Annotated in this window: 22 protein-coding genes; 13 read left to right on the top strand and 9 right to left on the bottom strand. The window is 65.8% G+C overall.

The window, feature by feature from the left end:
- The first annotated feature begins 9 nt into the window (after window positions 1-9).
- Together SPHV1_RS13495 and SPHV1_RS13490 are read left to right on the top strand one after the other, a co-directional pair.
- Window positions 10-924 (top strand): hypothetical protein, encoded by a 915-nt coding sequence (locus tag SPHV1_RS13495; RefSeq protein WP_054946555.1) that lies wholly within the window; start codon window positions 10-12, stop codon window positions 922-924.
- Window positions 921-1700 (top strand): nucleotidyltransferase family protein, encoded by a 780-nt coding sequence (locus tag SPHV1_RS13490; RefSeq protein WP_054946554.1) that lies wholly within the window; start codon window positions 921-923, stop codon window positions 1698-1700. Before SPHV1_RS13495 ends, SPHV1_RS13490 begins: the two co-directional genes overlap by 4 nt.
- 75 nt (window positions 1701-1775) lie before the next feature.
- Here the strand turns inward: SPHV1_RS13490 and SPHV1_RS13485 are convergent, their stop codons facing one another.
- Complete coding sequence (locus tag SPHV1_RS13485) at window positions 1776-2300, bottom strand: DUF2141 domain-containing protein (RefSeq protein ID WP_369817913.1); 525 nt, start codon at window positions 2298-2300, stop codon at window positions 1776-1778.
- A 341-nt stretch (window positions 2301-2641) separates the two neighbouring features.
- On the opposite strand from SPHV1_RS13485, the gene rpe reads away from it, so the two are divergent.
- Both rpe and SPHV1_RS13475 read left to right on the top strand, forming a co-directional pair.
- Complete coding sequence (gene rpe / locus SPHV1_RS13480; RefSeq protein ID WP_054946553.1) at window positions 2642-3319, top strand: ribulose-phosphate 3-epimerase; 678 nt, start codon at window positions 2642-2644, stop codon at window positions 3317-3319.
- Window positions 3320-3323: 4 nt separating this feature from the next.
- Window positions 3324-5213: a heparinase II/III family protein gene (locus SPHV1_RS13475; protein WP_054946552.1), complete on the top strand. Its 1890-nt coding sequence runs from the start codon at window positions 3324-3326 to the stop codon at window positions 5211-5213.
- A 25-nt stretch (window positions 5214-5238) separates the two neighbouring features.
- On the opposite strand, the gene SPHV1_RS13470 is transcribed toward SPHV1_RS13475, so the two are convergent.
- The gene (locus SPHV1_RS13470; protein WP_054946676.1) at window positions 5239-5847 is read right to left on the bottom strand and encodes an HNH endonuclease; all 609 of its coding nucleotides are present in this window, start codon (window positions 5845-5847) and stop codon (window positions 5239-5241) included.
- Window positions 5848-6014: 167 nt separating this feature from the next.
- On the opposite strand from SPHV1_RS13470, the gene gluQRS reads away from it, so the two are divergent.
- From gluQRS to SPHV1_RS13445, 5 genes are all read left to right on the top strand, one after another.
- Window positions 6015-6860: a tRNA glutamyl-Q(34) synthetase GluQRS gene (gene gluQRS / locus SPHV1_RS13465; protein WP_054946551.1), complete on the top strand. Its 846-nt coding sequence runs from the start codon at window positions 6015-6017 to the stop codon at window positions 6858-6860.
- Window positions 6857-7090: an HIG1 domain-containing protein gene (locus SPHV1_RS13460; protein ID WP_041558645.1), complete on the top strand. Its 234-nt coding sequence runs from the start codon at window positions 6857-6859 to the stop codon at window positions 7088-7090. Before gluQRS ends, SPHV1_RS13460 begins: the two co-directional genes overlap by 4 nt.
- 16 nt (window positions 7091-7106) lie before the next feature.
- Window positions 7107-7676, top strand: a complete 570-nt coding sequence (locus SPHV1_RS13455; RefSeq protein WP_054946550.1) for a cob(I)yrinic acid a,c-diamide adenosyltransferase — start codon at window positions 7107-7109, stop codon at window positions 7674-7676.
- Window positions 7677-7762: 86 nt separating this feature from the next.
- Window positions 7763-8632 carry a 3-hydroxyacyl-CoA dehydrogenase family protein gene (locus SPHV1_RS13450; RefSeq protein WP_082431010.1) on the top strand — a complete coding sequence of 290 codons (870 nt, stop codon included), beginning with the start codon at window positions 7763-7765 and terminating at the stop codon, window positions 8630-8632.
- Window positions 8633-8744: 112 nt separating this feature from the next.
- The gene (locus SPHV1_RS13445) at window positions 8745-9062 is read left to right on the top strand and encodes a hypothetical protein (protein WP_054946548.1); all 318 of its coding nucleotides are present in this window, start codon (window positions 8745-8747) and stop codon (window positions 9060-9062) included.
- Window positions 9063-9126: 64 nt separating this feature from the next.
- On the opposite strand, the gene SPHV1_RS13440 is transcribed toward SPHV1_RS13445, so the two are convergent.
- The gene (locus tag SPHV1_RS13440; protein ID WP_231634677.1) at window positions 9127-9321 is read right to left on the bottom strand and encodes a hypothetical protein; all 195 of its coding nucleotides are present in this window, start codon (window positions 9319-9321) and stop codon (window positions 9127-9129) included.
- Window positions 9322-9347: 26 nt separating this feature from the next.
- Window positions 9348-11930 (bottom strand): DNA mismatch repair protein MutS, encoded by a 2583-nt coding sequence (gene mutS / locus SPHV1_RS13435; RefSeq protein ID WP_054946546.1) that lies wholly within the window; start codon window positions 11928-11930, stop codon window positions 9348-9350.
- A 136-nt stretch (window positions 11931-12066) separates the two neighbouring features.
- Here mutS and SPHV1_RS13430 point away from each other — a divergent pair, with 136 nt between their 5' ends.
- Window positions 12067-14328 (top strand): NADP-dependent malic enzyme, encoded by a 2262-nt coding sequence (locus tag SPHV1_RS13430; protein WP_054946545.1) that lies wholly within the window; start codon window positions 12067-12069, stop codon window positions 14326-14328.
- A 96-nt stretch (window positions 14329-14424) separates the two neighbouring features.
- On the opposite strand, the gene SPHV1_RS13425 is transcribed toward SPHV1_RS13430, so the two are convergent.
- Window positions 14425-15141, bottom strand: coding sequence for a tRNA (guanosine(46)-N(7))-methyltransferase TrmB (locus SPHV1_RS13425; RefSeq protein WP_054946675.1), 717 nt, complete (start codon window positions 15139-15141; stop codon window positions 14425-14427).
- A gap of 36 nt (window positions 15142-15177) precedes the next feature.
- On the opposite strand from SPHV1_RS13425, the gene SPHV1_RS13420 reads away from it, so the two are divergent.
- Together SPHV1_RS13420 and SPHV1_RS13415 are read left to right on the top strand one after the other, a co-directional pair.
- A complete protein-coding gene (locus SPHV1_RS13420) occupies window positions 15178-15675 on the top strand; it encodes a CidA/LrgA family protein (RefSeq protein WP_231634676.1) in 498 nt (165 codons plus the stop codon).
- Entirely contained in the window at window positions 15672-16364 is a 693-nt protein-coding gene (locus SPHV1_RS13415) for an LrgB family protein (protein WP_054946544.1), read from the top strand. Before SPHV1_RS13420 ends, SPHV1_RS13415 begins: the two co-directional genes overlap by 4 nt.
- 16 nt (window positions 16365-16380) lie before the next feature.
- On the opposite strand, the gene SPHV1_RS13410 is transcribed toward SPHV1_RS13415, so the two are convergent.
- The 4 genes from SPHV1_RS13410 to SPHV1_RS13395 all read right to left on the bottom strand — a co-directional run bounded on the left by SPHV1_RS13410 (window position 16381) and on the right by SPHV1_RS13395 (window position 20186).
- Window positions 16381-17565 carry a PepSY domain-containing protein gene (locus SPHV1_RS13410; protein ID WP_231634675.1) on the bottom strand — a complete coding sequence of 395 codons (1185 nt, stop codon included), beginning with the start codon at window positions 17563-17565 and terminating at the stop codon, window positions 16381-16383.
- A gap of 174 nt (window positions 17566-17739) precedes the next feature.
- Window positions 17740-18435, bottom strand: a complete 696-nt coding sequence (gene ctrA, locus SPHV1_RS13405; RefSeq protein ID WP_038576013.1) for a response regulator transcription factor CtrA — start codon at window positions 18433-18435, stop codon at window positions 17740-17742.
- Window positions 18436-18637: 202 nt separating this feature from the next.
- On the bottom strand, window positions 18638-20005 hold the full coding sequence (locus SPHV1_RS13400; RefSeq protein ID WP_054946543.1) for a putative O-glycosylation ligase, exosortase A system-associated: 1368 nt from the start codon (window positions 20003-20005) through the stop codon (window positions 18638-18640).
- Window positions 19998-20186 (bottom strand): hypothetical protein, encoded by a 189-nt coding sequence (locus SPHV1_RS13395; RefSeq protein ID WP_054946542.1) that lies wholly within the window; start codon window positions 20184-20186, stop codon window positions 19998-20000. The genes SPHV1_RS13400 and SPHV1_RS13395 overlap by 8 nt, the downstream gene beginning before the upstream one ends.
- Window positions 20187-20252: 66 nt before the next feature.
- Between SPHV1_RS13395 and SPHV1_RS13390 the strand changes: the two genes are divergently transcribed.
- Entirely contained in the window at window positions 20253-21494 is a 1242-nt protein-coding gene (locus SPHV1_RS13390; protein WP_054946541.1) for a TIGR04063 family PEP-CTERM/XrtA system glycosyltransferase, read from the top strand.
- The last annotated feature ends 16 nt before the right edge of the window (window positions 21495-21510 follow it).

The raw sequence follows: 21510 nt of genomic DNA, 5'->3' as shown, positions 1-21510 counted from the left end.
TTCTGAGCCATGAGCGAGGATCTCGCTGGACGCGTGACGGCTGCCCTCAACCGGCCCGTCGAGCCCGAAGTGCGTGCCTTTGCCGAACGTCTTGCGAAAGAAGCCGGCGCGCTGGGTGTACTGTTCTACGGCTCCAACCTCAGGACCGGATCGCTGGAAGGCGTACTCGACTTCTACGTCCTGACGGCAGGAGCGCAGGTCGAGAAGATCTGGCCGCGCGTCAGCTATCACGAATGGGACCACGGTGGCATCACGCTGCGCGCCAAGGTGGCGACGATGGCCCTGGAGACGTTCCGCGCCGCCGCGTCGGGCGAATTGCTCGACACGACGATCTGGGCGCGCTTCGTCCAGCCCAGCGCCCTGGCATGGCAGCGCGATGAAGCCTCCGGCAAGGTCATCGCCGAGGCCATCGCCCGGGCGGCGCAGACCGCTGCGAGGCTCGCAGTTGCCCTCGGCCCTGAAACCGGCACGCCCGAAGACTACTGGCGCGCACTGTTTCGCGCGACTTACGCTGCGGAATTCCGCGTCGAAAAGGCCGGGCGCGAGGATTCCATCCTCTCGGCCAACCGCACCCATTTCGACGGCCTGCTGCCACTGGCTCTCGTGGCCGAGCGGATCGACTTCGCCCGCAGGGCCGACAGCATCATCCGCCCTGAACTGAGCCCGGCGCGGCGCGCGCGCCTGCTCGCCTGGTGGAAAAAACGGCAGCGGCTGGGCAAGCCTTACAACTTCATGCGCCTGCTCAAGGCATCGACCACATTCGACGGCGCGGCGCGCTATGCCGCGTGGAAGATCGAACGACACACCGGCGTGCATGTCGCACTGACTCCCTGGCGTGAGCGTCATCCGGTGCTTGCAGCCCCCGGCGTGCTCTGGCAGGTCTGGCGCGCGAAGAAAGCCGCCAACGCCAAAGAAGCCGCGTGAGCATAACCCAAGCCCCTGTATCAGCCCTGATTCTGGCCGGATCGCGACCCGGCGTGCCAGACCCGGTGGCAAGCGCCGAAGGCGTGAGCCACAAGGCCCTTGTCGAGATCGACGGCAAGCCGATGCTCGCCCATGTCGTCTCCGCGCTGCGGGGTGCGGGCATCGCGCGCCTGGCCGTGGCGACGAACGATGCGCAGGTAATCGCGCTTGCCTCCGAACTGGGCTGTGAGGCGGTTCCTGCCGCTGCCGGACCGAGCGCCAGCGTCGAAGCCGGTTTCGCGCAGCTGGGCGCGCCCATGCTGGTCACGACATCCGATCATGCCCTGCTGCGCGCGGAGTGGGTTTCGGATTTCCTCGCCGACACGCCCGGCAATGCCGACGTCGCCATCCTGCTGGCCCGGCGCGAGGCGATCGAGCGGGCCATGCCCGGCAGCAAGCGCACCTACTTGCGCTTTGCCGATGGCTGGTGGTCGGGTTGCAATCTGTTCCTGCTCGCCCACGACAAGGCCAGCGCCGCGATCCGGACCTGGAAGATGGTGGAGGCGGATCGCAAGCGGCCATGGCGGATCGCCGCGAAGCTGGGCATCGCAATGCTCGTGAATTATGCGCTGGGGCGGCTGACGCTGGCGGCGGCCATTGCGCGAATGGGCCGCCGGGTCGGCATCGAGGCCCGGCTCGTTGCCGCGCGCGACGGACTGGCCGCGGTCGACGTCGACAAGCCGGCCGACCTCGCGGATGCCAGGGCAATCATGGCTTCGCGGATGGTGGAGCGATAAGCTTGGAAGTCCTCCCCGTTCCGTCGTGCGGATCAGGGAGGGCTCTGAGAGACTGCGGCAACGCAGCCACGTCGATCACATGTATTTCATCTCGATCCGGATCGACTTCACATTGTCGCCGACGGGAACGCCGACCTTGGTGTAGCTCGGCTTGCCGAGGTTGAAGATGTTGATCGACGGGTTGTTCGACATGCCGCCGCCATCGCTCATGATGTCGGTCTTGCCGTTGCCGTTAAGGTCGTGGCGCACGGCAATGCCGTAAGTGCCCGCGTCCGGCACGGGCAGGCAGAAGGTCATCGTCCCCGCCTTGGCCGGAACTTCTATGCGCGAAAGCCACTTGCCCTTCGCCAGCCATTCCGACGAATTGGCCCGGTAGCTCTGGATGCGCAACTTGCCCTGCGACGCCTTGACGCCATCGACGGTTACCATGACCGCCGGGCCGGAGCCGACAGTACAACGGCTCATGTCGTTGTGAATTTCACTGCGATATTGCGCGATGGCGGGCGAAGCCGTCGCCAGCCCGATCGCAGCGAGAGCGCCGAATCCGGCAGTCAGTCGTTTCTTCATTCCGATCGATCCCTTCGGGAAGGTCGTGTTCATTTCCGCTTCCATGTAGTGGACTGATTTCGCTCCATTCGCGGTGGTATTGCCGCAAGAGCAAGGCGATGTCATCTCCACCTTTTCTTGGGGCCAATTTGGCCTAACCGCCGTGAATGCGAACTGAATTGTCCTGCAAGCCCCCAGACAGGCGGCAGTTTCTTTCAGGACGCTTCGCGAAGAAAAATCCGCCTTGCAGCGCGAAGTTCCCATTTCGCATCGCGGCAACTGTCCCTATTCGGGCCTTGACCCAATATCGCGTGTGGAAAACGGGCTTCCTCGTCCTTGTCCGCACAATATCTGGTGCTTTATTCCTCGTTAGCTAAGGAGCCTCGATTTCCCCCATGACTGCCCCCCTGATCTCGCCCTCGATCCTGTCCGCAGACTTTTCGCGCCTGGGCGAGGAAGTGCGCGCCATTGACGAAGCGGGTGCCGACTGGATCCACGTCGACGTGATGGACGGCCACTTCGTGCCCAACATCACCATCGGTCCGGCCGTGGTGAAGGCGCTTCGCCCGCACACCGCCAAGACCTTCGACGTCCACCTGATGATCTCGCCGGTGGACAGCTACCTCGAGGCCTTCGCCGATGCCGGCGCGGACATCATCACCGTCCACCCCGAGGCAGGCCCTCACGTCCACCGCACGGTGCAGACGATCAAGAACCTCGGCAAGAAAGCCGGCATCTCGCTCAACCCGGCAACGCCGGCCAAGATGCTCGACTACCTGATCGACGAGATCGACCTCGTCCTGGTGATGAGCGTCAATCCCGGATTCGGTGGCCAGAGCTTCATCTCCAGCCAGCTTCGCAAGATCGAGGCGGTGCGCAAGATGATCGACAAGTCGGGCCGCGACATCCGTCTCGAAGTCGATGGCGGGGTCGATGCGAAAACGGCCCCGCTGTGCGTCTCGGCAGGCGCCGACGTGCTGGTAGCGGGTTCCGCCACCTTCCGCGGCGGGCCCGCGCAATATGCGTCCAACATCCGGACGCTGAAGGGGCTCGCCCCGGACAACACGGACTGACACGGTGACACTGGACACGCACAACGGTTCGCAAACCTGGAACCCGGACGAAGACCGGGCCATTCCACTGGCTGAAGCAACCGAAGTGCGTGTCGAGGACAAGACGGTGGACACAACGCCTGCCCCCCAGCTGCGCGAGGAAGCGCCCGTGGCGACCGGCGAGCAGATCGAGCCGGGGCGCGCCCTCGCGCTCGTCGACTTCTCGCCGCCGGCCGTGGGGGCGGGTGAACGCCTGATCCGCTTCGCCTATCGCCTCGGCGTACCCGGCACGATGCTGACCGCGCCGATGGGCAAGAAGTCGAAGACGCGCCTGCTGGCTACCGTAAACAATACCGTACCGGGCAGCCGCGTCGCCGGCACGGCCCTGCGCGCGGGGCATTTCCTCGTCCACGGAGCCAAGACGCCGATCGCGCAAGTCGATTTCCATGGCGCCGCGCGGGTCTCCCCGCCGCTGGAAGCGGTGGTTCACAGCTTTTCGTGGCTGACCGATCTCGAAGCCTGCGCGCCGCGCGAACAGGGCGTTCCGGTAGCCGAGCGGATCCTGACGTCATGGCTCCAGGCCAACCCCAAGCCACCGGCCAAGCCCGGCAAGGGGCCTGCGTGGAATGTCGGCCATACCGGCATGCGGCTGATGAACTGGCTGGTTCATGCGCCGCTGATCCTCTCGGGCGAGAAGGCCCTGCGCCTGCGTACCCTGCGCCACATCAACGAGACCGCGCGCTGGCTCGACCGGCAGGTCCACCACGCCGAGGACGGCCTTGCCGAAGTGGCCGGCTGGTGCGCAGTGATCGCCGCCGGTCTGCTCCTCCCGGACGGGCGTCCGCGTCGCCTCTATGGCGAAGCCGGCCTGATCCGTGCGCTGGGCGAACTGATGGGCGACGATGGCGGCGTGCTTTCACGCAGCCCGCTGGCGCAGATGGAAGCGATCGCGCTGCTGGTGCGCCTGCGCAATTGCTATCAGGCCACCCGACGCGATCCGCCCGAGGCGATCGAGCGGGTGATCGAAATGCTCGTGCCTCCGTTGCTCGCGCTGACCCATGGCGACGGTTCGCTGGGAAGCTGGCAGGGGGCCTGGGCGATCAACGGCGATGACGTCAGCGCTCTGGTCGCCGCCAGCGGCGTAAGGACCCGTCCTTTGCGCGACGTGCGCCAGTGGGGCTACCAGCGCGCCGTCGCGCAGAAGACCATCCTGTTGTTCGACACCGCGCCACCGCCGATGCCGAGCCACGCCCGCTACGGCTGCGCCTCGACCCTCGCTTTCGAAATGTCGCACGGCGGCCACCGCCTGATCGTCAACTGCGGCGGCGCTGCCAGCGGTGGCGGGCTGGTGCCGGTCCGGCTCGAACAGGGCCTGCGCGCGACGGCAGCGCATTCGACCCTGACCATCGACGACGCCAATTCCACCGCGATCCTGATCAACGGCATGATCGGATCGGGCGTCAGCCAGGTCGATATCGACCGCAAGACACTGCAGAACGAGAACGGCTCCAACGCCACCCGGCTCGAAGCCAGCCACAACGGCTATGCCGCGCGCTATGGCCTGACTCACCGCCGCATCCTGATCCTGCGCGACGACGGGACGGAACTGCGCGGCGAAGACCTGCTCCTGCCCTCGGGTCGCAAGGGAAAGCGGGGCAAGGTCGGCTACGCACTGCGCTTCCATCTCGGCCACGAGGTCGACGTTGCCCTCACCGAGGACGGACAGGGCGCGGGTCTCGCGCTGCCCGACGGCAGCTACTGGCAGTTCCGCAGCGGCGGCGGCGATGTCTCGATCGAGGATTCGCTGTGGGTCGACGGCCACGGTCGCCCGCAGGCGACCCAGCAGCTCGTCGTGCAGGGCCTCGTATCGCGCGGCGGCGGCAATTTCGGGTGGCTGCTCAAGAAGATGGGTTGATGCTGCGCCCGCGGCACGCAAGCCCCTACTCTTCCAGTTCGATGTCCCAGTAGAGCCAGTCCCGCCAGGTTTCGTGCAGGTAATTGGGCGGGAAGCCCTTGCCCCGTTCCTGCAACTGCCAGCTCGTCGGCCGGATCGGCTGGACCAGCGGCGGCATGTTCGCCTGCTTGGGGGTGCGACCGCCCTTCTTGAGGTTGCACGGCGCGCAGGCGGTGAGGATGTTTTCCCAGCTTGTCCGGCCGCCCAGCCGGCGCGGGATCACGTGATCGAAAGTCAGGTTGTGCGGACTGCCGCAATACTGACAGCTGAAACGATCGCGCAGAAACAGGTTGAATCGGGTGAAGGCCGGAAACTCCGAAGGCTTCACATATTGCCGCAGCGCGATCACCGAGGGGATCTGCATCGTCCAGCTCGGACTGTGCACCGCGCGGTCGTAACTGCTGACGATATCGACCCTTTCCAGCACGACCGCCTTGATCGCGGTCTGCCAGGGCCAGAGGCTCAGGGGGTAGTAGGAGAGCGGAGTGTAATCCGCATTGAGGACCAGCGCAGGGCAGTCTGAAAGACTTCGGGAGGGATCTTCCTCCGCGCTGCGGAACCGGGCCGCGCGCTCGATCAGCTCCGACTTGAGCATGGCCTCCTGTCGCAGGCCGTCATTACGGTTTGATGGCAGCGCATGCCGGTAATCCAGCATTTGCGCGAGTCGCCGTCAAGCCTGCGTGCACTGCAGTATAATCGACAATCCACAGCTTGCGAACGCACCTTGTCGCGCACGCCAATCCGGCTAGGACATCCTGCGCAATGGTCCGCACGCGCTTTGCCCCCAGTCCCAACGGCCCACTCCATCTGGGCCACGCCTTTGCCGCCGTGGTCGCCCATGACCTTGCGCGCGAAAGGGGCGGCGAATTCCTGCTGCGGATCGAAGACATCGACGGAGCCCGCAGCCGCCCCGAGTTCGTCGACGAGTTCTTCCGCGACCTCGAATGGCTCGGGCTGCCGTGGGACGGCGAGGTCGTGTACCAGTCCCGTCGACTCGATCGCTATTCTGAGGCCGGCGAGGCGCTCAGGCGCATGGGCCTGCTCTATCCGTGCCGCTGCACCCGGGCCGAGATCGCAGCCGCCGCCACGGATGTTGGGCCGGACGGCCCGATCTATCCCGGGACCTGCCGTTCCCGCGCGGTGGATCCGCACGGCGCGGCCTGGCGGATCGACATGGCCCGGGCCAGCGCGTTGGCCGGCCCGCTCACCTGGATCGACGAACCGGCGGGCGCGCAGGAAGCGCGGCCCGAAAGGTTCGGCGACGTCGTCCTGCTGCGCAAGGACCTGCCCGCGAGCTATCACCTCGCCGCCACGCTCGACGATGCGGCGGACGGCATCACGCTCGTCACGCGCGGCGCGGACCTGTTCGCGGCGAGCCACGTCCACCGCTTGCTGCAGGCGCTGCTGGGACTGAAGGTTCCGTCCTGGCACCACCATGCCCTGCTGGTCGAGCCCGACGGCAGGAAGCTTGCCAAGCGGCGCGGATCGCCGTCGCTGGGCGACCGCCGACGGGCGGGCGAAGATGGCCGCGCCCTGGCCGATGCCTTGCGCGCCCACAGGTTCCCTGCTGGTATTTCGCTCTCCGCAGGCCTAGATAGCGAGTCATGAGCTATATTCTTGTCCCCATCATCATCGTGCTGATGATCATGGTCGTCGTCAGCCTGGTGCGCGGCATCGTCGCGTTCATCAACAGCACGAAGGAAGACCTCAACCGCGACCCGGACGCGGTCGGAGCGACACCGAACCAGCTGTTGCAGAACAAGATGATGTTCAACCGCATCAAGTACCAGGCGGCCGCGGTCCTCGTCTGCGCCCTGCTGCTGGCGATGGCGCGCTAAGAACCGTCCGAAGACCTTGGTCAGGCTCAACCGCATCTACACCCGCACCGGCGATGACGGCACTACCGGCCTCGTCGACGGGTCGCGGCTGCCCAAGCATGCGGCGCGCATGGAAGCGATCGGCGCGGTGGACGAAGCCAACTGCGCCATCGGCCTTGCCGTATGCGCCCTGGGCGATACGCCGCATGCCTCGGTTCTGACCCGGATCCAGAACGACCTGTTCGACCTGGGCGCCGACCTTGCCACCCCCGGGGAAGACTTCACCCCCAACGAGATGACGCTGCGCATCGTGCCTTCGCAAGTCGAATGGCTCGAACGGCAGATCGACGCCATCAACGAAAATATCGCTCCGCTGAAGAGCTTCATCCTGCCCGGCGGCAGCGAAGCCGCAGCGCGGGTCCACATCGCGCGTGCATCGGCCAGAGCGGCAGAGCGCCGGGCCACCGCGCTCGCATCGGCGCAGCCTGCCAACCCCGCGGCACTGGCCTATATCAACCGGTTGAGCGACTATCTCTTCGTCCTTGCCCGGGCAGTGAACGCCAACGGCGCCGACGACGTGCTGTGGGTTCCCGGCCAGAACCGCTAGGCGCGGCTAATCCCAAGACTAGGTTCCTTCTGAGCGACAATCCCGCTAGGCAACCGCCAAATTGGGATCATCAGAGGAGACATGCGGTGCAGTCAGTCGGTATCATCGGTGCAGGTATCATGGGTTCGGGCATCGCCCAGACCGTTGCGAGCAAGGGCATGGACGTCATCCTTGCCGACATTTCGCTCGAAAATGCCGAGAAGGGCAAGGCGGGCATCGCCAAGGGCCTGTCCCGGCTCGTCGCCAAGGAGAAGATGACGCAGGCAGACGCCGACGCCCTGCTGGCGCGCATCACCCCGGTTGCCGACTATGCCGCGATGTCGGACTGCGACCTCATCATCGAGGCCGCGACCGAGCGCGAAGACATCAAGGCCAAGATCTTCGAAGCCGCCGGCAAGGTGCTGAAGGACGGCGCGATCATGGCCTCCAACACCAGTTCGATCCCGATCACCCGCATGGCGGCGCAGTCGCCGGACCCGACCCGCTTCTGCGGCCTGCACTTCTTCAACCCGGTCCCGGTCATGGGTCTCGTCGAGGTGATCCCCGGCCTTGCCACCTCGCAGGACACCACCGATCGCATGCAGGCTTTCGGCGAGAAACTGGGCAAGACCGTGGTTCTTGCCGGCGACGCGCCGGGCTTCGTCGTCAACCGCATCCTGTGCCCCATGATCAATGAGGCGATCTTCGTGCTCGGAGAGGGCCTCGGCTCGGTCGAGGACATCGACGCGGGCTGCAGGATCGGCCTCAACCATCCCATGGGTCCGCTGACTCTCGCCGACTTCGTCGGTCTCGACACGCTCTACGAGATCATGAAGGTGTTCCACGCGACCACCGGCGATCCCAAGTACCGCCCTGCCCCGCTGCTGCAGAAATACGTCGAGGCAGGCTGGTACGGCCGCAAGTCCGGCAAGGGCTTCTATGACTATTCGGGCGAGAAGCCGGTGGCCTCGCGCTGATCGCGCGCCGGATACGCCATTCGATAACGCCCCCGTCTCTCCCGAGGCGGGGGCGTTTTTCGTGGAACGCTCCCCCCGCCCCGGCCGTTACTCCGGAGAAGGAGATTTCACGATGACCCAACGTCCCGACGATCTCGCCCCCGAGACGATCAATGCCGAACAGGCCGACGCCGAGACCCAGGCGCAGTCGGTAGCCGAAGAAGCGATGAACCGTTCGCTTCCGGTACTTGGCCTCGGCCAGAGCGAAAAGCTGTCCAACAGCCTCAACCCTGCCGACATGCCCGACCTTGTCGACCACATGAAGCAGATGGACACCAGCGGGACCATCGACATGTCTGCCTATCGCGGCGAGGAGACGATGGACGACCTGGAGAACCGGTATGGCCGTGCAGGCGTGGCCGACGCGGAATTCGGCAACGACGACAGCTGAGCAACGAGCCGCAGGCTCCATCCTCCGGGCAGGCCCGGGACGATCATGACGCCTGCAGGCGGCCTCACTGCGCGGCAGTCGTATCCTTGGCCCAGGGATTGCGATGTTCGGCCTTGCTCGCGGCGACCTTGGCCTTTTCGCTTTGCGCTGCCTGGTCGGCCGCGGGCACCGTGCAATAGGCAGTCGCCAGAATTCCAGCCGCCCAGAACAGCGCGTTCCAGCGGCTCCTGAAGACGGTGGAGATTTTCGGCCCGAACATCATGGCGACAGCATAGGCCGCCGAAGTTAAGTTTCGGTGCCCGCCTCGCGCTTCAGGTCGTAGAGCACCTCCAGCGCATCGCGCGGGCTCAGGGCATCCACGTCCATATCGCGCAGCTTGTCGCGCAAGGTATCGCACTGTTCTTCACGGTGATCCTGCGCGGCTGCGAAGAGCGGCAGTTCGCCCAGACCTGCTGCCAGCCCGCCGGTCTCGGCCCGCCCTTTCTCCAGCTTCTCGAGAACCGACTTGGCGCGGCTGATGACCTTGGGCGGCACCCCGGCCAGACGCGCCACGGCAAGGCCGTAGCTGCGGTCGGCAGGACCGTCGGCCAGTTCGTGAAGCAGGACGAGGTCGCCCTTCCATTCGCGCGCGCGGACATGGTGAAGCGAAAGCGCCTCGCAGGTCTCCGCCAGTCGCGCCAGCTCATGATAGTGCGTAGCGAAAAGGCAGCGGCAGCGGTTGGTTTCGTGAACGGCCTCGGCCACCGCCCAGGCCAATGCGAGGCCGTCATAGGTGGAAGTCCCGCGCCCCACTTCGTCGAGGATAACGAAGCTGCGGTCGGTCGCCTGTGCGAGAATCGCGGCAGTCTCGACCATCTCGACCATGAAGGTCGAGCGGCCGCGTGCGAGGTTGTCCGAAGCACCGACCCGGCTGAACAGGCGATCGACCATGCCGATCCGGGCCGCGGCAGCGGGAACGAAGCCGCCCGCCTGCGCCAGCAGGACGATCAGCGCGTTCTGGCGCAGGAACGTCGACTTACCGCCCATGTTGGGGCCACCGATCAACCACAGGCGGTCATGCGTGCCCAGCCGGCAGTCGTTCGCCACGAAGCGTTCGCCCTGCATCGCCAACGCCGCCTCGACCACCGGATGGCGGCCGCCCTCGATCTCGAGGCAGGTCGCGTCGACCACTTCCGGACGGGCCCAGCCGCCCTCGGCCGCACGTTCGGCCTGCCCCGCCGCAACGTCGATGCGGGCCAGCGCGGCAGCGGTTTTCGCGATCCGGTGCCGCGCCGACACAGCCGTGGCGACCAGTTCCTCGAAATGGGCTTCCTCGGCCGCGAGGGCATGGGCGCCCGCCTCGGTGATACGGCTCGCTTCCTCATGCAGCGCGAGGGCATTGAAGCGCATCGCCCCGGCCATAGTCTGGCGGTGCGAGAAGCCGCTGTCCGCCTCCATCAGCTTGTCCGCGTGGCGTGCAGGCACTTCGATGAAGTAGCCCAGCACGTTGTTGTGCTTGATCTTGAGCGCGGCGACGCCGGTTTCGTCCCGGTACTTCGCCTCGAGCGCGGCGATCGCGCGCCGGGCATTGCCCGAGGTCACGCGCAATTCATCGAGCGCGGCGTCGTAACCTTCGGCGATGTAGCCGCCCTGACCGCGTTCGGTCGGCGGCGAGGCGACGAGCGCTCGAGCAAAATGGTCGACCAGTTCCCCATGCCCGCCAAGGTCAGGCAACAGGCGTTCGAGCAGGCCGGGAAGCGCGTCGCGCTCGCCCAGTCGCGCACCGATTGCACGTGCACCGGACAAACCGTCGCGCAGCTGTCCCAGGTCTCGCGGGCTACCGCGCCCGGCAACCACGCGCCCGAGTGCGCGGCCGACATCGGGCAACGCGCGCAGGGCGGAGCGCAGGTCCTCGCGCAGCATGGCATCGTCGTGCAGCCATTCGACCAGTTCGAGCCGCTCGGCAATGGCATGGCGATCGGTCAGCGGGGCGGACAGGTCGTCGGCAAGCTGGCGCGCACCGGCACCGGTCACGCAGCGGTCGACGGCGTCGATCAGGCTGCCCTTGCGCCCACCCTGCGTCGATTCGAGGATTTCGAGGCTCGCCCGCGTCGCCTCGTCCATGGCCAGCGCCGCTTCGCCCGAGCGCGCCTCGGGCGGCAACAGCAGCGGCAGCGCGCCGCGCCCGACATGATCGAGGTAGGCGATGAGCCCGCCTGCCGCAGCCAGCATGGGCCGCGTGAAGCTGCCGAAGCCATCCAGCGTGGCAACGCCGTGGATGATCTTGAGCCGCTCTTCCCCACCTTCGGAGGAGAACTCGTGGCCCGAGCGGGCAATGGCTTCGTCGGGCGCCAGTTCCCAACCGTCGGGCACCACCAGTTCGCTTGCGCCCAGCCGCGCCAGTGCGGCACCGAGACGCTCGGGCGCGCACTCTTCCAGTTCCATGCGGCCGGTGGAAATGTCACAGGCGGCGATGCCCACCGTACCGCGCACCTCGCAGGCCGCCGCCAGCACGTTGGCGCGCCGCGGTTCGAGCAGGGCTTCCTCGGTCAGGGTGCCGGCGGTGACGAAGCGGACGATATCGCGGGCCACCAGTGCCTTCGATCCGCCACGCTTCTTGGCCTCGGCGGGCGTCTCGGTCTGCTCGGCGATGGCGACGCGGCAGCCGGCCTTGATCAGGCGGGCGAGGTAGCTCTCGGCCGAATGGACCGGTACGCCGCACATCGGGATCGGCGCGCCGTGGTGCTCACCGCGCGTCGTCAGCGCGATATCGAGTATCTGCGAGGCCTTCTTGGCATCCTCGAAGAACAGTTCGAAGAAGTCCCCCATGCGATAGAACAACAGGCAATCGCCCGCGACCTCGCGCAAGGTGAGATACTGGGCCATCATTGGGGTTGCGCCGGAACTCATGGCCAAAAGCGTTAGCGCCCTGCTTCGGTGGTTGTGAAGCGTGACCAGGGCTGCTTTCCCCTATCGCGTGACGGAAACATCCGTTAGGGGTCCGGGCGAAAGCTGGAGGTGCGCTTTGTCTGAAAAAAGCAGGGTTCAATTCACCGAGCGCGAGGCGCTCTTCTATCACCAGACGATCCGTCCGGGTAAGATCGAGATCATCGCCTCGAAACCGATGGCGACGCAGCGCGACCTGAGTCTCGCCTACTCCCCCGGCGTCGCCGTACCGGTGCAGGCCATCGCCGACGACCCGCAGACCGCATACGATTATACCGCGAAGGGCAACCTGGTTGCCGTCATTTCCAACGGCACCGCGATCCTGGGGATGGGCAACCTGGGCGCGCTGGCATCGAAGCCGGTGATGGAAGGCAAGGCCGTCCTCTTCAAGCGCTTCGCCGACGTCGATTCCATCGACATCGAGCTCAACAGCGAAGATCCAGAAGCGCTGATCGAAGCCATCGCGATGATGGAGCCGAGCTTCGGCGGCATCAACCTGGAAGACATCAAGGCGCCCGAGTGCTTCCTGATCGAACAGGCCCTGCGCGAGCGCATGAACATCCCGGTCATGCACGACGACCAGCACGGCACCGCGATCATCGCCGCTGCCGGCCTGATCAACGCCTGCCACCTGACCGGTCGCAAGCTCGATGAGATCAAGGTCGTGGTGAACGGCGCCGGCGCTTCGGCGCTGGCCTGCACTTCGCTGATCAAGTCGATGGGCGTGCGCCACGAAAACGTGCTGGTCTGCGATACGCGCGGCGTGATCTATCCCGGCCGCGAGCGGGTCGACCAGTTCAAGTCGGCCCATGCCGTCATGACCGACAAGCGCACGCTGGCCGAAGCCATCGTCGGCGCCGACGTGTTCCTCGGCCTCTCGGCCAAGGGCGCGGTCACGCAGGACATGATCAAGACAATGGCCGATCAGCCGATCATCTTCGCCATGGCCAACCCGGACCCGGAAATCACCCCGCCCGAAGTCAAGGCAGTGCGTCCCGACGCGATCGTCGCGACCGGCCGATCGGACTATCCGAACCAGGTCAACAACGTGCTGGGCTTCCCCTTCATCTTCCGCGGCGCGCTCGATGTCCATGCGACGGCGATCAACGAGGAAATGAAGATCGCCGCGGCCCACGCGATTGCCGAGCTGGCCCGTGAGCAGGTGCCCGAGGAAGTGGCCGCTGCCTACGGCGAAACCCAGCAGTTCGGCCTTGAGTACATCATCCCCGCGCCGTTCGACCCGCGCCTGATGGAAGTCGTTCCCTCGGCCGTTGCCAAGGCGGCGATGGAATCGGGCGTCGCCCGCCGCGACATCGCCGACTTCGACGCCTATCGCCAGGAACTGAAGGGCCGCCTCAACCCGACCACTTCGGTGCTCAGCCAGGTCTATGCTCAGGTCAAGGCGAACCCCAAGCGCATGATCTTCGCCGAGGGCGAGAACGAAGTCGTGCTGCGCGCCGCGATCCAGTACCGCGAATTCGGCTATGGTGAACCGATCCTGGTCGGCCGCACCCAGCACGTGCTCGACAAGATGGCCGAACTCGGCGTTGCCGATCCGGAAAGCTACCAGATCGAGAACTCGATGGTCTCGCAGCATGTCGCGCCGATGGTCGAGATGCTCTACGAGCGCCTCAAGCGTCGCGGCTTCCTGCAGCGCGACGTGCAGCGCATGGTCAACACCGACCGCAACATCTTCTCGGCCTGCCTGCTCAAGCTGGGCATCGGCGATGCGATGATCACCGGCATGACCCGGCCCTTCGCGCAGTCGATGAAGGACGTGCGCCGCGTGCTCGACACGGCCGAGGACAAGCTGCCCTTCGGCATCCACATGATGGTGGGCAAGAACCAGACGCTGTTCCTTGCCGACACGACCATCAACGAGCGCCCGAACGCCGAGGAACTGGCGGTCATCGCCAAGGAAACCGCAGCTGTCGCCCGGCGCCTGGGCCACGAACCGCGCGTTGCCTTCCTCAGCTACTCGACCTTCGGCAACCCCGCCGGTCGCTGGCTCGACACGATCCGCGATGCCGTCCACATCCTCGACCAGGAACAGCCCGGCTTCGAGTATGACGGCGACATGGCCCCCGATGCCGCGCTCAATCCGAAGATCATGGCGCTCTATCCCTTCTGCCGCCTCACCGCGCCGGCGAACGTGCTGATCATGCCGGGACTGCAGTCGGCCAACATCTCGGCCAAGCTGCTGCGCGAGATCGGCGGAACGACCGCCGTGGGTCCGATGCTGCTGGGCATGGAACTGCCCGTCCAGATCGTGCCGATGACCGCTATCGCCCCGGACGTGCTGACGTCGGCGGTTCTGGCGGCGGCCGGCATCGTCGGCTGACGCAGCCGGCGCAGGCCGGACACGAAAAGGCCCCGATGGCGATCGCCGTCGGGGCCTTTTTCGTTTGCGGCGATGGCAACCGGTCGCGAACCGGGCCTACTTGCGGCGGTAGCGGAAGTACCAGACCTCGTGGCCATAGACGTTGCGGGCCTTGGCCTCGTAACGGGTTTCGGGCCAGCCGCCGGGACGGCTCTGGAAGTCGCCGGGCTTGTCGCAAAGCCATTCGAACTGGTCGGTATGGCGCTGCATGACCATCAGCGCATGGCGCAGGTACACGGCATGGTCGGTGCCGAAGCGGAACTCCCCGCCGGGCTTTAGCTTGGCCGCGAACATGTCGACCGGTCCGTCGTTCATCATCCGCCGCTTGGCGTGCCGGGCCTTGGGCCAGGGATCGGGATGCAGCAGGTAGAGGAACGAAAGCGTCCCGTCGGGAATGCGCGAGAGAACCTCCAGCGCATCGCCATGGTGGATGCGCACATTTGGGATCGGGGGATGCGCGCCATTGTCACCGCTGACGTGCAGCAGCGCCTGGGCCACCCCGTTGAGGAACGGTTCGGCACCGATGAAGCCGTGGCCGGGCAGCATGTCGGCGCGATTTGCCATATGTTCGCCGCCGCCGAAACCGATCTCGAAATGGAGCGGGCAGTCTTCTCCGAACAGGCGCTCGGCCGTGACCGGTCCTTCGGCAGGAACCGCGATCTGCGGCAGCAGGTTATCGACCAGCGCCTGTTGCCCCGCACGCAGGGGCTTGCCCTTGGCGCGGCCATAGAGGCGGTTGAGAGTCGTGGGATCGCCGGATTTGTAAGCCGTCATGGCGCGCGCCACTGGCAGGCAAGTGCGCCGCGGTCAATGGAGGCAATCATCGGCACCGTTTCGCGAGCGGTACGGGGAGCGACCAAAAAGGCCATTGCAACGCAGCGCAATGCGCTGTTCTACAGCGCAAACCGCGAAGGACTGCCGCTACCCATGTTGCGCACGATATTCCTGCTGATCGCCTGCCAGCTTCTGGGAGAGATCGTCCACCGCCTGACCGGACTCGCGCTGCCCGGCTCAGTGATCGGCATGATCCTGCTCTTTGCCTGGCTCGCCCTGGTCCCGCGCGAACGTCCGACCCTGACAGTGGTGACCGGCTGGCTGACCGCGCACCTCGCGGTGATGTTCGTGCCCGCTGCGGTCGGACTGATCGACGAAGGCGCTGCCCTCAAGGCGAACGGGGTCGGTCTCGTCGTGGCGACGGTGGTCTCGACCGTCCTGACGATGGCCGTGACGGCGCTCGTCTTTCGCTGGGCGCTGAGCCGCTTCGGCCCCTACGACCCCGTCGATACCGAAGCGGACACCGCCGCATGACCGACTTGCTGACGACATCGCTGTTCTGGCTTGCCGTGACGCTGGGTGTTTTCGAAGCAACCGACACCGTCTCGAAGCGGTCCGGCCGGCACCCGCTGCTCCACCCGGTCCTGTGGTCGACCCCGGTCCTGATCGCGCTGCTGCTGTGGACCGGCACCCCTTACGAGACCTATCAGCAGGCCACCTTCCCGATCAGCTTCCTGCTCGGCCCCGCAGTCGTCGGCCTTGCCGTGCCGATCTGGGCGCAGCGCGCGCGAATCCGCCGTTTGGCCGTGCCGATCGTCCTCGCCCTCGGCGCGGGCGCGATCACCTCCATCGTCAGCGCCGTGGGCATCCTCGCCCTGTTCGGTGCGCCGCGCGAGGTCCTCGCCTCCATCGCTCCGCGCGCGACCACCACACCGGTTGCGATGGCCATAGCCGGGCAATTGGGCGGCGTCCCTGCGCTTGCTGCCGTGATCGTGCTGTTCGCGGGCGTGATCGGCGCGATGTTCGCCACACCGCTGCTCAACCTGCTCAAGGTGCGCGATTACCGGGCACGCGGATTTGCCGTCGGCGTTGCTGCCCATGGCATCGGCGCGGCGCGGGCCTTCCAGGTCGATTCGACTGCAGGCGCGCTGGCCAGCCTCGGCATGGCGCTCAATGCAGCCACGACGGCGGCGCTGCTTTCGATCCTCGCCTTGCTGGTCTGAGCGGGCCCAGCCCGCCTCAGCCGCGGCGCAGAACCGCAGCCCGCCGGGCAGCGACTCGCGACTGGCGCTTCTTCCACCAGACGTAGACCCCGGTCACGCACAGCCCGGCTGTCGCCAATCCGGAAAGGAAGATCAGCAGGATCGTGACATTGCCGCCCACCCGGCCGCTGTGCAGCGGGTAGAGCAGGCGATAGCCCGCGAGCGAACGGTTGCCGTGATAAGGGTCATAGGTCTCGACCACGGCATGACTGGCGCGGTCGAAGTAATAGTAGATCGGGCCGAGACGATGATAGTTGACGGTGCCGTCATCGGTCATCGTCACGCCGATCGTGCCCTCTTCCGGTTTTGCAAGGACGCTGGCGGGCTGCCAGTCGATCCCCTCGCGCATCGCGTGGGCGCGCGCGGCGGCGACGGCCCCGACAAAATCGAGCGGCGCATCCCTTCTCTCGCCCGGCGGGGCGACATGGTCGTCATCGCCGAAAGCCGCCTCGATCATCGGCGCATAGGCTTCTTCGAAGAAATTGAGCGCCACCGACGTCAGCGCAAGCGCGGTCAGCGGAACGAAAAGCCAGAGCGCACTCGCCTTGTGCCAATCGAGCATGAACTTTGCGAACATCGAACGGAAGCTGACTCTCCAGTTGCGCTTCCATCCCTTCCAGAACGGGCGCTTGAGCGGGAAAGTCAGATAGAAGCCGATGCCGTGGCCGATCAGCCAGAGCACCGCGACCGTACCCATGATCCAGCGCCCCCAGCGCCCGGCAAGCAGGTGGGCATGCAGTTCCATGACCTGCTCCATCGCCCCACGCCGGTTCCACGCGGCCTGCGAGGACCGGGACCCTGCCGGTTCTCCGCTGAAGCGATCGAGGAAGACCTGATCCACCGGCGGCCCGGAGAAGCCCGCGGCGCGATCGACATCGACCGCAATCCGCCGGGTATCCGCCACGGCAAGAGGAAAGCCGCGCACGACCCATTCCGGGTGACGGGCGGCGAAGCGATCGACCAGCGGCGCCACCTCCGGCGCGGGCGCCCCCACTGTGCCAGAGGCCGGCTGCACGAAGAGGTCCGCGTTGATCCAGGTGTCGATGGGCCGCATGAAGCTGAGCACGCAACCGGTCAGCGCCGCAAGCAGCAGGAGCGGAATGGCTACAAGGCCAAGGTAGCGATGCAGCGTGATCCAGGGCGAACGCGGAACGGGTTTCAAGACGGTCGGCTCTCGACAGCAGCGGACTGGAATGGTCCCTTAATTGCGCACAATCGCGCATTGCCAAAGGTCCAATTCGCACGGCCGGACCGGGCCATCCTTACCCGCCACATACGAAAACGGCCCGCCCTAAGGGGCAGGCCGTTCGATTCATCATTAAGCGAAACGCTGGGATCAGGCCGCTTCGGCCTGCTCGTCCGGATCGCGCAGCACGTAGCCGCGGCCCCAGACCGTCTCGATGTAGTTGGCACCGCCGCAGGCGTGGCTGAGCTTCTTGCGCAGCTTGCAGATGAAGACGTCGATGATCTTCAGCTCCGGCTCATCCATGCCGCCGTAAAGGTGGTTGAGGAACATTTCCTTGGTCAGCGTCGTGCCCTTGCGCAGCGAAAGCAGCTCGAGCATCGCGTATTCCTTGCCGGTCAGGTGCACGCGGGCGCCGTCGACCTCAACCGTCTTGGCGTCGAGGTTGACGATCAGCTTGCCGGTGCGGATGACCGACTGCGAATGGCCCTTCGAGCGGCGTACGACCGCATGGATGCGGGCGATCAGCTCTTCGCGATGGAACGGCTTGGTCACGTAGTCGTCCGCGCCGAAGCCGAACGAACGGACCTTGGAGTCCATCTCGGAAATGCCGGAAAGGATCAGGACGGGCGTCTGCACCTTGGCGACGCGCAGCTTCTTGAGGACGTCATAGCCGTGCATATCCGGCAGGTTCAGGTCCAGAAGAATGATGTCGTAATCGTAGAGCTTGCCCAGATCGAGGCCTTCTTCGCCGAGATCCGTCGAGTAAACATTGAAGCCTTCGGCCGACAGCATGAGCTCGATCGCCCGGGCCGTGGTCGGTTCGTCCTCGATCAACAGCACTCGCATGAGGTAACCCCCTTTTTCCCCATAGTCCGCTTACGCTAACCCTGCATAAACGGACATTGCCGTGAATTAACCATATGAGCAATGAAGGTTAAAGGTAAATTTGCCGTTAATGCAAAATCGGGATTCCTTCTGAAATCATGCGATTTGTCGCAGACGACCGCGATTACCCCCTCTGGAATTGCCCGAAAGGGTTAGAATTCGCTCAGGCCGGCTGCATCGTGCGCACGGCCTTGCGGCGCGATTCGCCCTGCCCGATCTTGGCCGGATGGCCGATGCGCTTGAGGTAGCTCCAGAATCCGCATTGCAGGCCGACCAGCATGAGGATGAAGGGCTGGAAGGCGATGCCCACGAAGAGCGATCCGATCATGTAGACCACGTGCGCGAGCTGCAATGCGTTCGCGAGCGGTGCAACCCATGCCTCGTCAGCCTCGGTGCGCCCTTTCCAGCGCCGCCGGATAATTTCCATCTGAAGAATGCCGAGGCCCTGGATCAGCAGCCACAGCAACAACCCCGGGAAACCCTGTTCGCCCAGCATTTCGAAATAGCTCGAATGGAAGGCACGGCCCTTCTCGACCACTCTTTCCCGCTCGATCACGACATTGCTGCCATCCGAGTCGCGGGCAACCGTATCGTATTGCACCTCGCTCGACAGGTAGACCTCGAAGCCGCCGCCCAGCGGATGCTCCCTGGCATAGTCCCAGGTCCACTTCCAAACGCCGAGCCGGGTGCTGGCGGACTGGTCGGACTGGTGGTTCTCGATCGTGCTCATGCGCGCGAGGAACGATTGCGGCAAGAACGGTACGGCGGCGAGGAGTGCGACGGCCATGCCGCCGGCGATCAGCACGCGGTGCTTCGCGGTGCGCAGGTACAGGACGCAGAGCACGGCAAGGCACATCAGGCCGGTGCGCGCCTGGGTGCCGACCGGGATCAGCGCGCAGGCGAAGATGAGCGCGCAGGCGAAGGTCGAGACCCGCCAGTCGGACGGGAAGATCGTGCCGTAGCGTGCCAGCCAGATCACCACCGGGATGATCGAGATGGCGACGCAGGACAGGATCGAGCCTTCGAACAGGCCGGCATTGTTGTCGACGAAGATCCGCAGCGTGCCGTAGCCGCCACCGCCCATCACCGTCTTGATGCCACCATCGATGATCAGGGCGCTTGCCGCCAGGACCATGACCAGCGCCACGGCCTCGATTCGCAGGCGCGTGCGCACCGTCAGCGGCAGAAAGATCGCGAAGACCAGTGCCTTCCAGACCCAGGCCCATTTCTCCAGCGCTTCCGCCGGATAATCGGCGGTCAACGTGGTCATCGCGCAATAGGCGAGCAGCATCGCAAGCAGGGCCTGCCGCAGCGTGAAGCGCGAATCGCGCTTGTCTTCGAGCAGAAGCCAGCCGCCGAAGGCCGCGGCGAAGGTAATCAGCGATACCGGAACGCTGGACAGGATGCCCCAGGAAATGACCTGGGGCGAAACGATGTCGACGTAGAGATAGCACAGCACCCACAGGAACGGGCGCTTGAAGCCCATGACCAGGAAACAGGCGAGGAATGCCGTCAGGCCAAGGTCAAGCATCGGGCAGCACGCCTTCGCCTTGCGTCGGCACGCGCATCTTGCGCTTCTGAGCCAGCCGGGCCTTGAGACCGCCGCCTGCATCATCGCGTCCCTCCTCGTCGAGGTCCGGGCGCGCCAGCAGGCGCAGCGCAGCCAGCGCGAGCAGTCCGTGAGACAGGGCAAGGGCGAGAATATCGACCATGCCAAGGGCGATATCAGCCTCGGGTTGACGGCGCGTTAAGCCTTACAAGCTAGGGATTTGCAGGTCATGACACGCATCCTCCACGTCCTCGATCATTCGTTGCCGATGCAAAGCGGCTATACCTTCCGCACCCGGGCGATCCTCAAGGCACAGGCCGCGATGGGCTACGAAGTGCGCGGCGTCACCGGCCTGCGGCACACGGCCGAAGGGCCGGTAGCCGAGGAAGCCGACGGCCTGCTCTTCCATCGCACGGTCGGCGCGGCAAGCGGCCCTGTCGGCCTGCGCGAGTGGCGCGAAATCTCGCTTTTCGCGCAGGGCATCGAAGCGGTCGTGCGCGAATGGCGGCCCGACGTGATCCACGCCCATTCCCCGGCCCTGTGCGGTCAGGCCGCCCTGCGTATCGCCCGCCGCCACGGCATTCCGCTGGTCTATGAAATCCGCGCGTTCTGGGAGGACGCCGCAGTCGGCAACGGCACCGGCAGCGAAGGTTCGCTCAAGTACCGGCTGACCCGCAAGCTGGAGAGCCACGTCGTCTCGCGCGCCGATGCCGTGGTGACGATCTGCGAAGGCCTCAAGGCCGATCTCGTCGGGCGCGGCACGCCGCCGGAGCGAATCACCGTCATGCCCAACGGCGTCGACCTCACCCTCTTCGGCGAGCCGGCGAAGCGCGACGCCGCATTGGCCCGTGCCCTGGGTTTCGAGGTGGACGGCGCGCCCTGCCCGGTGATCGGCTTCATCGGCAGCTTCTATGACTACGAAGGCATCGACGTACTGATCGAGGCCATGGACCATCTCGTCCAGCGCCGGAGCGACGCGCGCCTGCTGCTCGTTGGCGGCGGGCCTTGTGAGGCGGCCCTGCGCGCGCAGGCGGCGGCATCGCCCGCGGCGCAGGCCATTCGCTTCGTCGGCCGCGTGCCGCACCATGAGGTCGAACGCTATTACGCTCTGGCCGACATCATGGCCTATCCGCGCAAGCGCAGCCGACTGACCGATCTCGTCACCCCGCTCAAGCCGCTCGAGGCGATGGCGCAGGACAAACTGGTCGCCGCCAGCGATGTCGGCGGGCATCGCGAACTCGTCACGCATGGCCGGACGGGCGTGCTGTTCACGCCGGACGATCCCCGGGCCTGCGCCAACGCCCTTGCCGGGCTGCTGGAGGATCGCGGGCACTGGCCTGCCTACCGCAAGGCTGGCCGCGAACATGTCGAAACCCGGCACGATTGGGCCGTGAACGCGGCTCGTTATCAAGACGTTTACCAAATGCTGGCACCCCTGAAGGCTGAAAACACGGGCAGTGTCGCTGCATGACATCGCCTCGCGCAAT

The organism is Novosphingobium sp. KN65.2, from assembly GCF_001368935.1.
GTDB classification, from domain to species: domain Bacteria; phylum Pseudomonadota; class Alphaproteobacteria; order Sphingomonadales; family Sphingomonadaceae; genus Novosphingobium; species Novosphingobium mathurense.
This window is presented reverse-complemented; position numbering and strand designations above follow the sequence as displayed.

What these genes read in the sequence shown, in the direction of transcription:
- SPHV1_RS13495 (WP_054946555.1), top strand. Translation starts at nt 10, where the DNA reads ATGAGCGAGGATCTCGCTGGACGCGTGACGGCTGCCCTCAACCGGCCC.
- SPHV1_RS13485 (WP_369817913.1), bottom strand. Translation starts at nt 2,300, where the DNA reads ATGAACACGACCTTCCCGAAGGGATCGATCGGAATGAAGAAACGACTG.
- rpe (WP_054946553.1), top strand. Translation starts at nt 2,642, where the DNA reads ATGACTGCCCCCCTGATCTCGCCCTCGATCCTGTCCGCAGACTTTTCG.
- SPHV1_RS13470 (WP_054946676.1), bottom strand. Translation starts at nt 5,847, where the DNA reads ATGCTCAAGTCGGAGCTGATCGAGCGCGCGGCCCGGTTCCGCAGCGCG.
- gluQRS (WP_054946551.1), top strand. Translation starts at nt 6,015, where the DNA reads ATGGTCCGCACGCGCTTTGCCCCCAGTCCCAACGGCCCACTCCATCTG.
- SPHV1_RS13460 (WP_041558645.1), top strand. Translation starts at nt 6,857, where the DNA reads ATGAGCTATATTCTTGTCCCCATCATCATCGTGCTGATGATCATGGTC.
- SPHV1_RS13445 (WP_054946548.1), top strand. Translation starts at nt 8,745, where the DNA reads ATGACCCAACGTCCCGACGATCTCGCCCCCGAGACGATCAATGCCGAA.
- SPHV1_RS13440 (WP_231634677.1), bottom strand. Translation starts at nt 9,321, where the DNA reads ATGTTCGGGCCGAAAATCTCCACCGTCTTCAGGAGCCGCTGGAACGCG.
- mutS (WP_054946546.1), bottom strand. Translation starts at nt 11,930, where the DNA reads ATGATGGCCCAGTATCTCACCTTGCGCGAGGTCGCGGGCGATTGCCTG.
- SPHV1_RS13425 (WP_054946675.1), bottom strand. Translation starts at nt 15,141, where the DNA reads ATGACGGCTTACAAATCCGGCGATCCCACGACTCTCAACCGCCTCTAT.
- SPHV1_RS13420 (WP_231634676.1), top strand. Translation starts at nt 15,178, where the DNA reads ATGGAGGCAATCATCGGCACCGTTTCGCGAGCGGTACGGGGAGCGACC.
- SPHV1_RS13415 (WP_054946544.1), top strand. Translation starts at nt 15,672, where the DNA reads ATGACCGACTTGCTGACGACATCGCTGTTCTGGCTTGCCGTGACGCTG.
- ctrA (WP_038576013.1), bottom strand. Translation starts at nt 18,435, where the DNA reads ATGCGAGTGCTGTTGATCGAGGACGAACCGACCACGGCCCGGGCGATC.
- SPHV1_RS13400 (WP_054946543.1), bottom strand. Translation starts at nt 20,005, where the DNA reads ATGCTTGACCTTGGCCTGACGGCATTCCTCGCCTGTTTCCTGGTCATG.
- SPHV1_RS13395 (WP_054946542.1), bottom strand. Translation starts at nt 20,186, where the DNA reads ATGGTCGATATTCTCGCCCTTGCCCTGTCTCACGGACTGCTCGCGCTG.
- SPHV1_RS13390 (WP_054946541.1), top strand. Translation starts at nt 20,253, where the DNA reads ATGACACGCATCCTCCACGTCCTCGATCATTCGTTGCCGATGCAAAGC.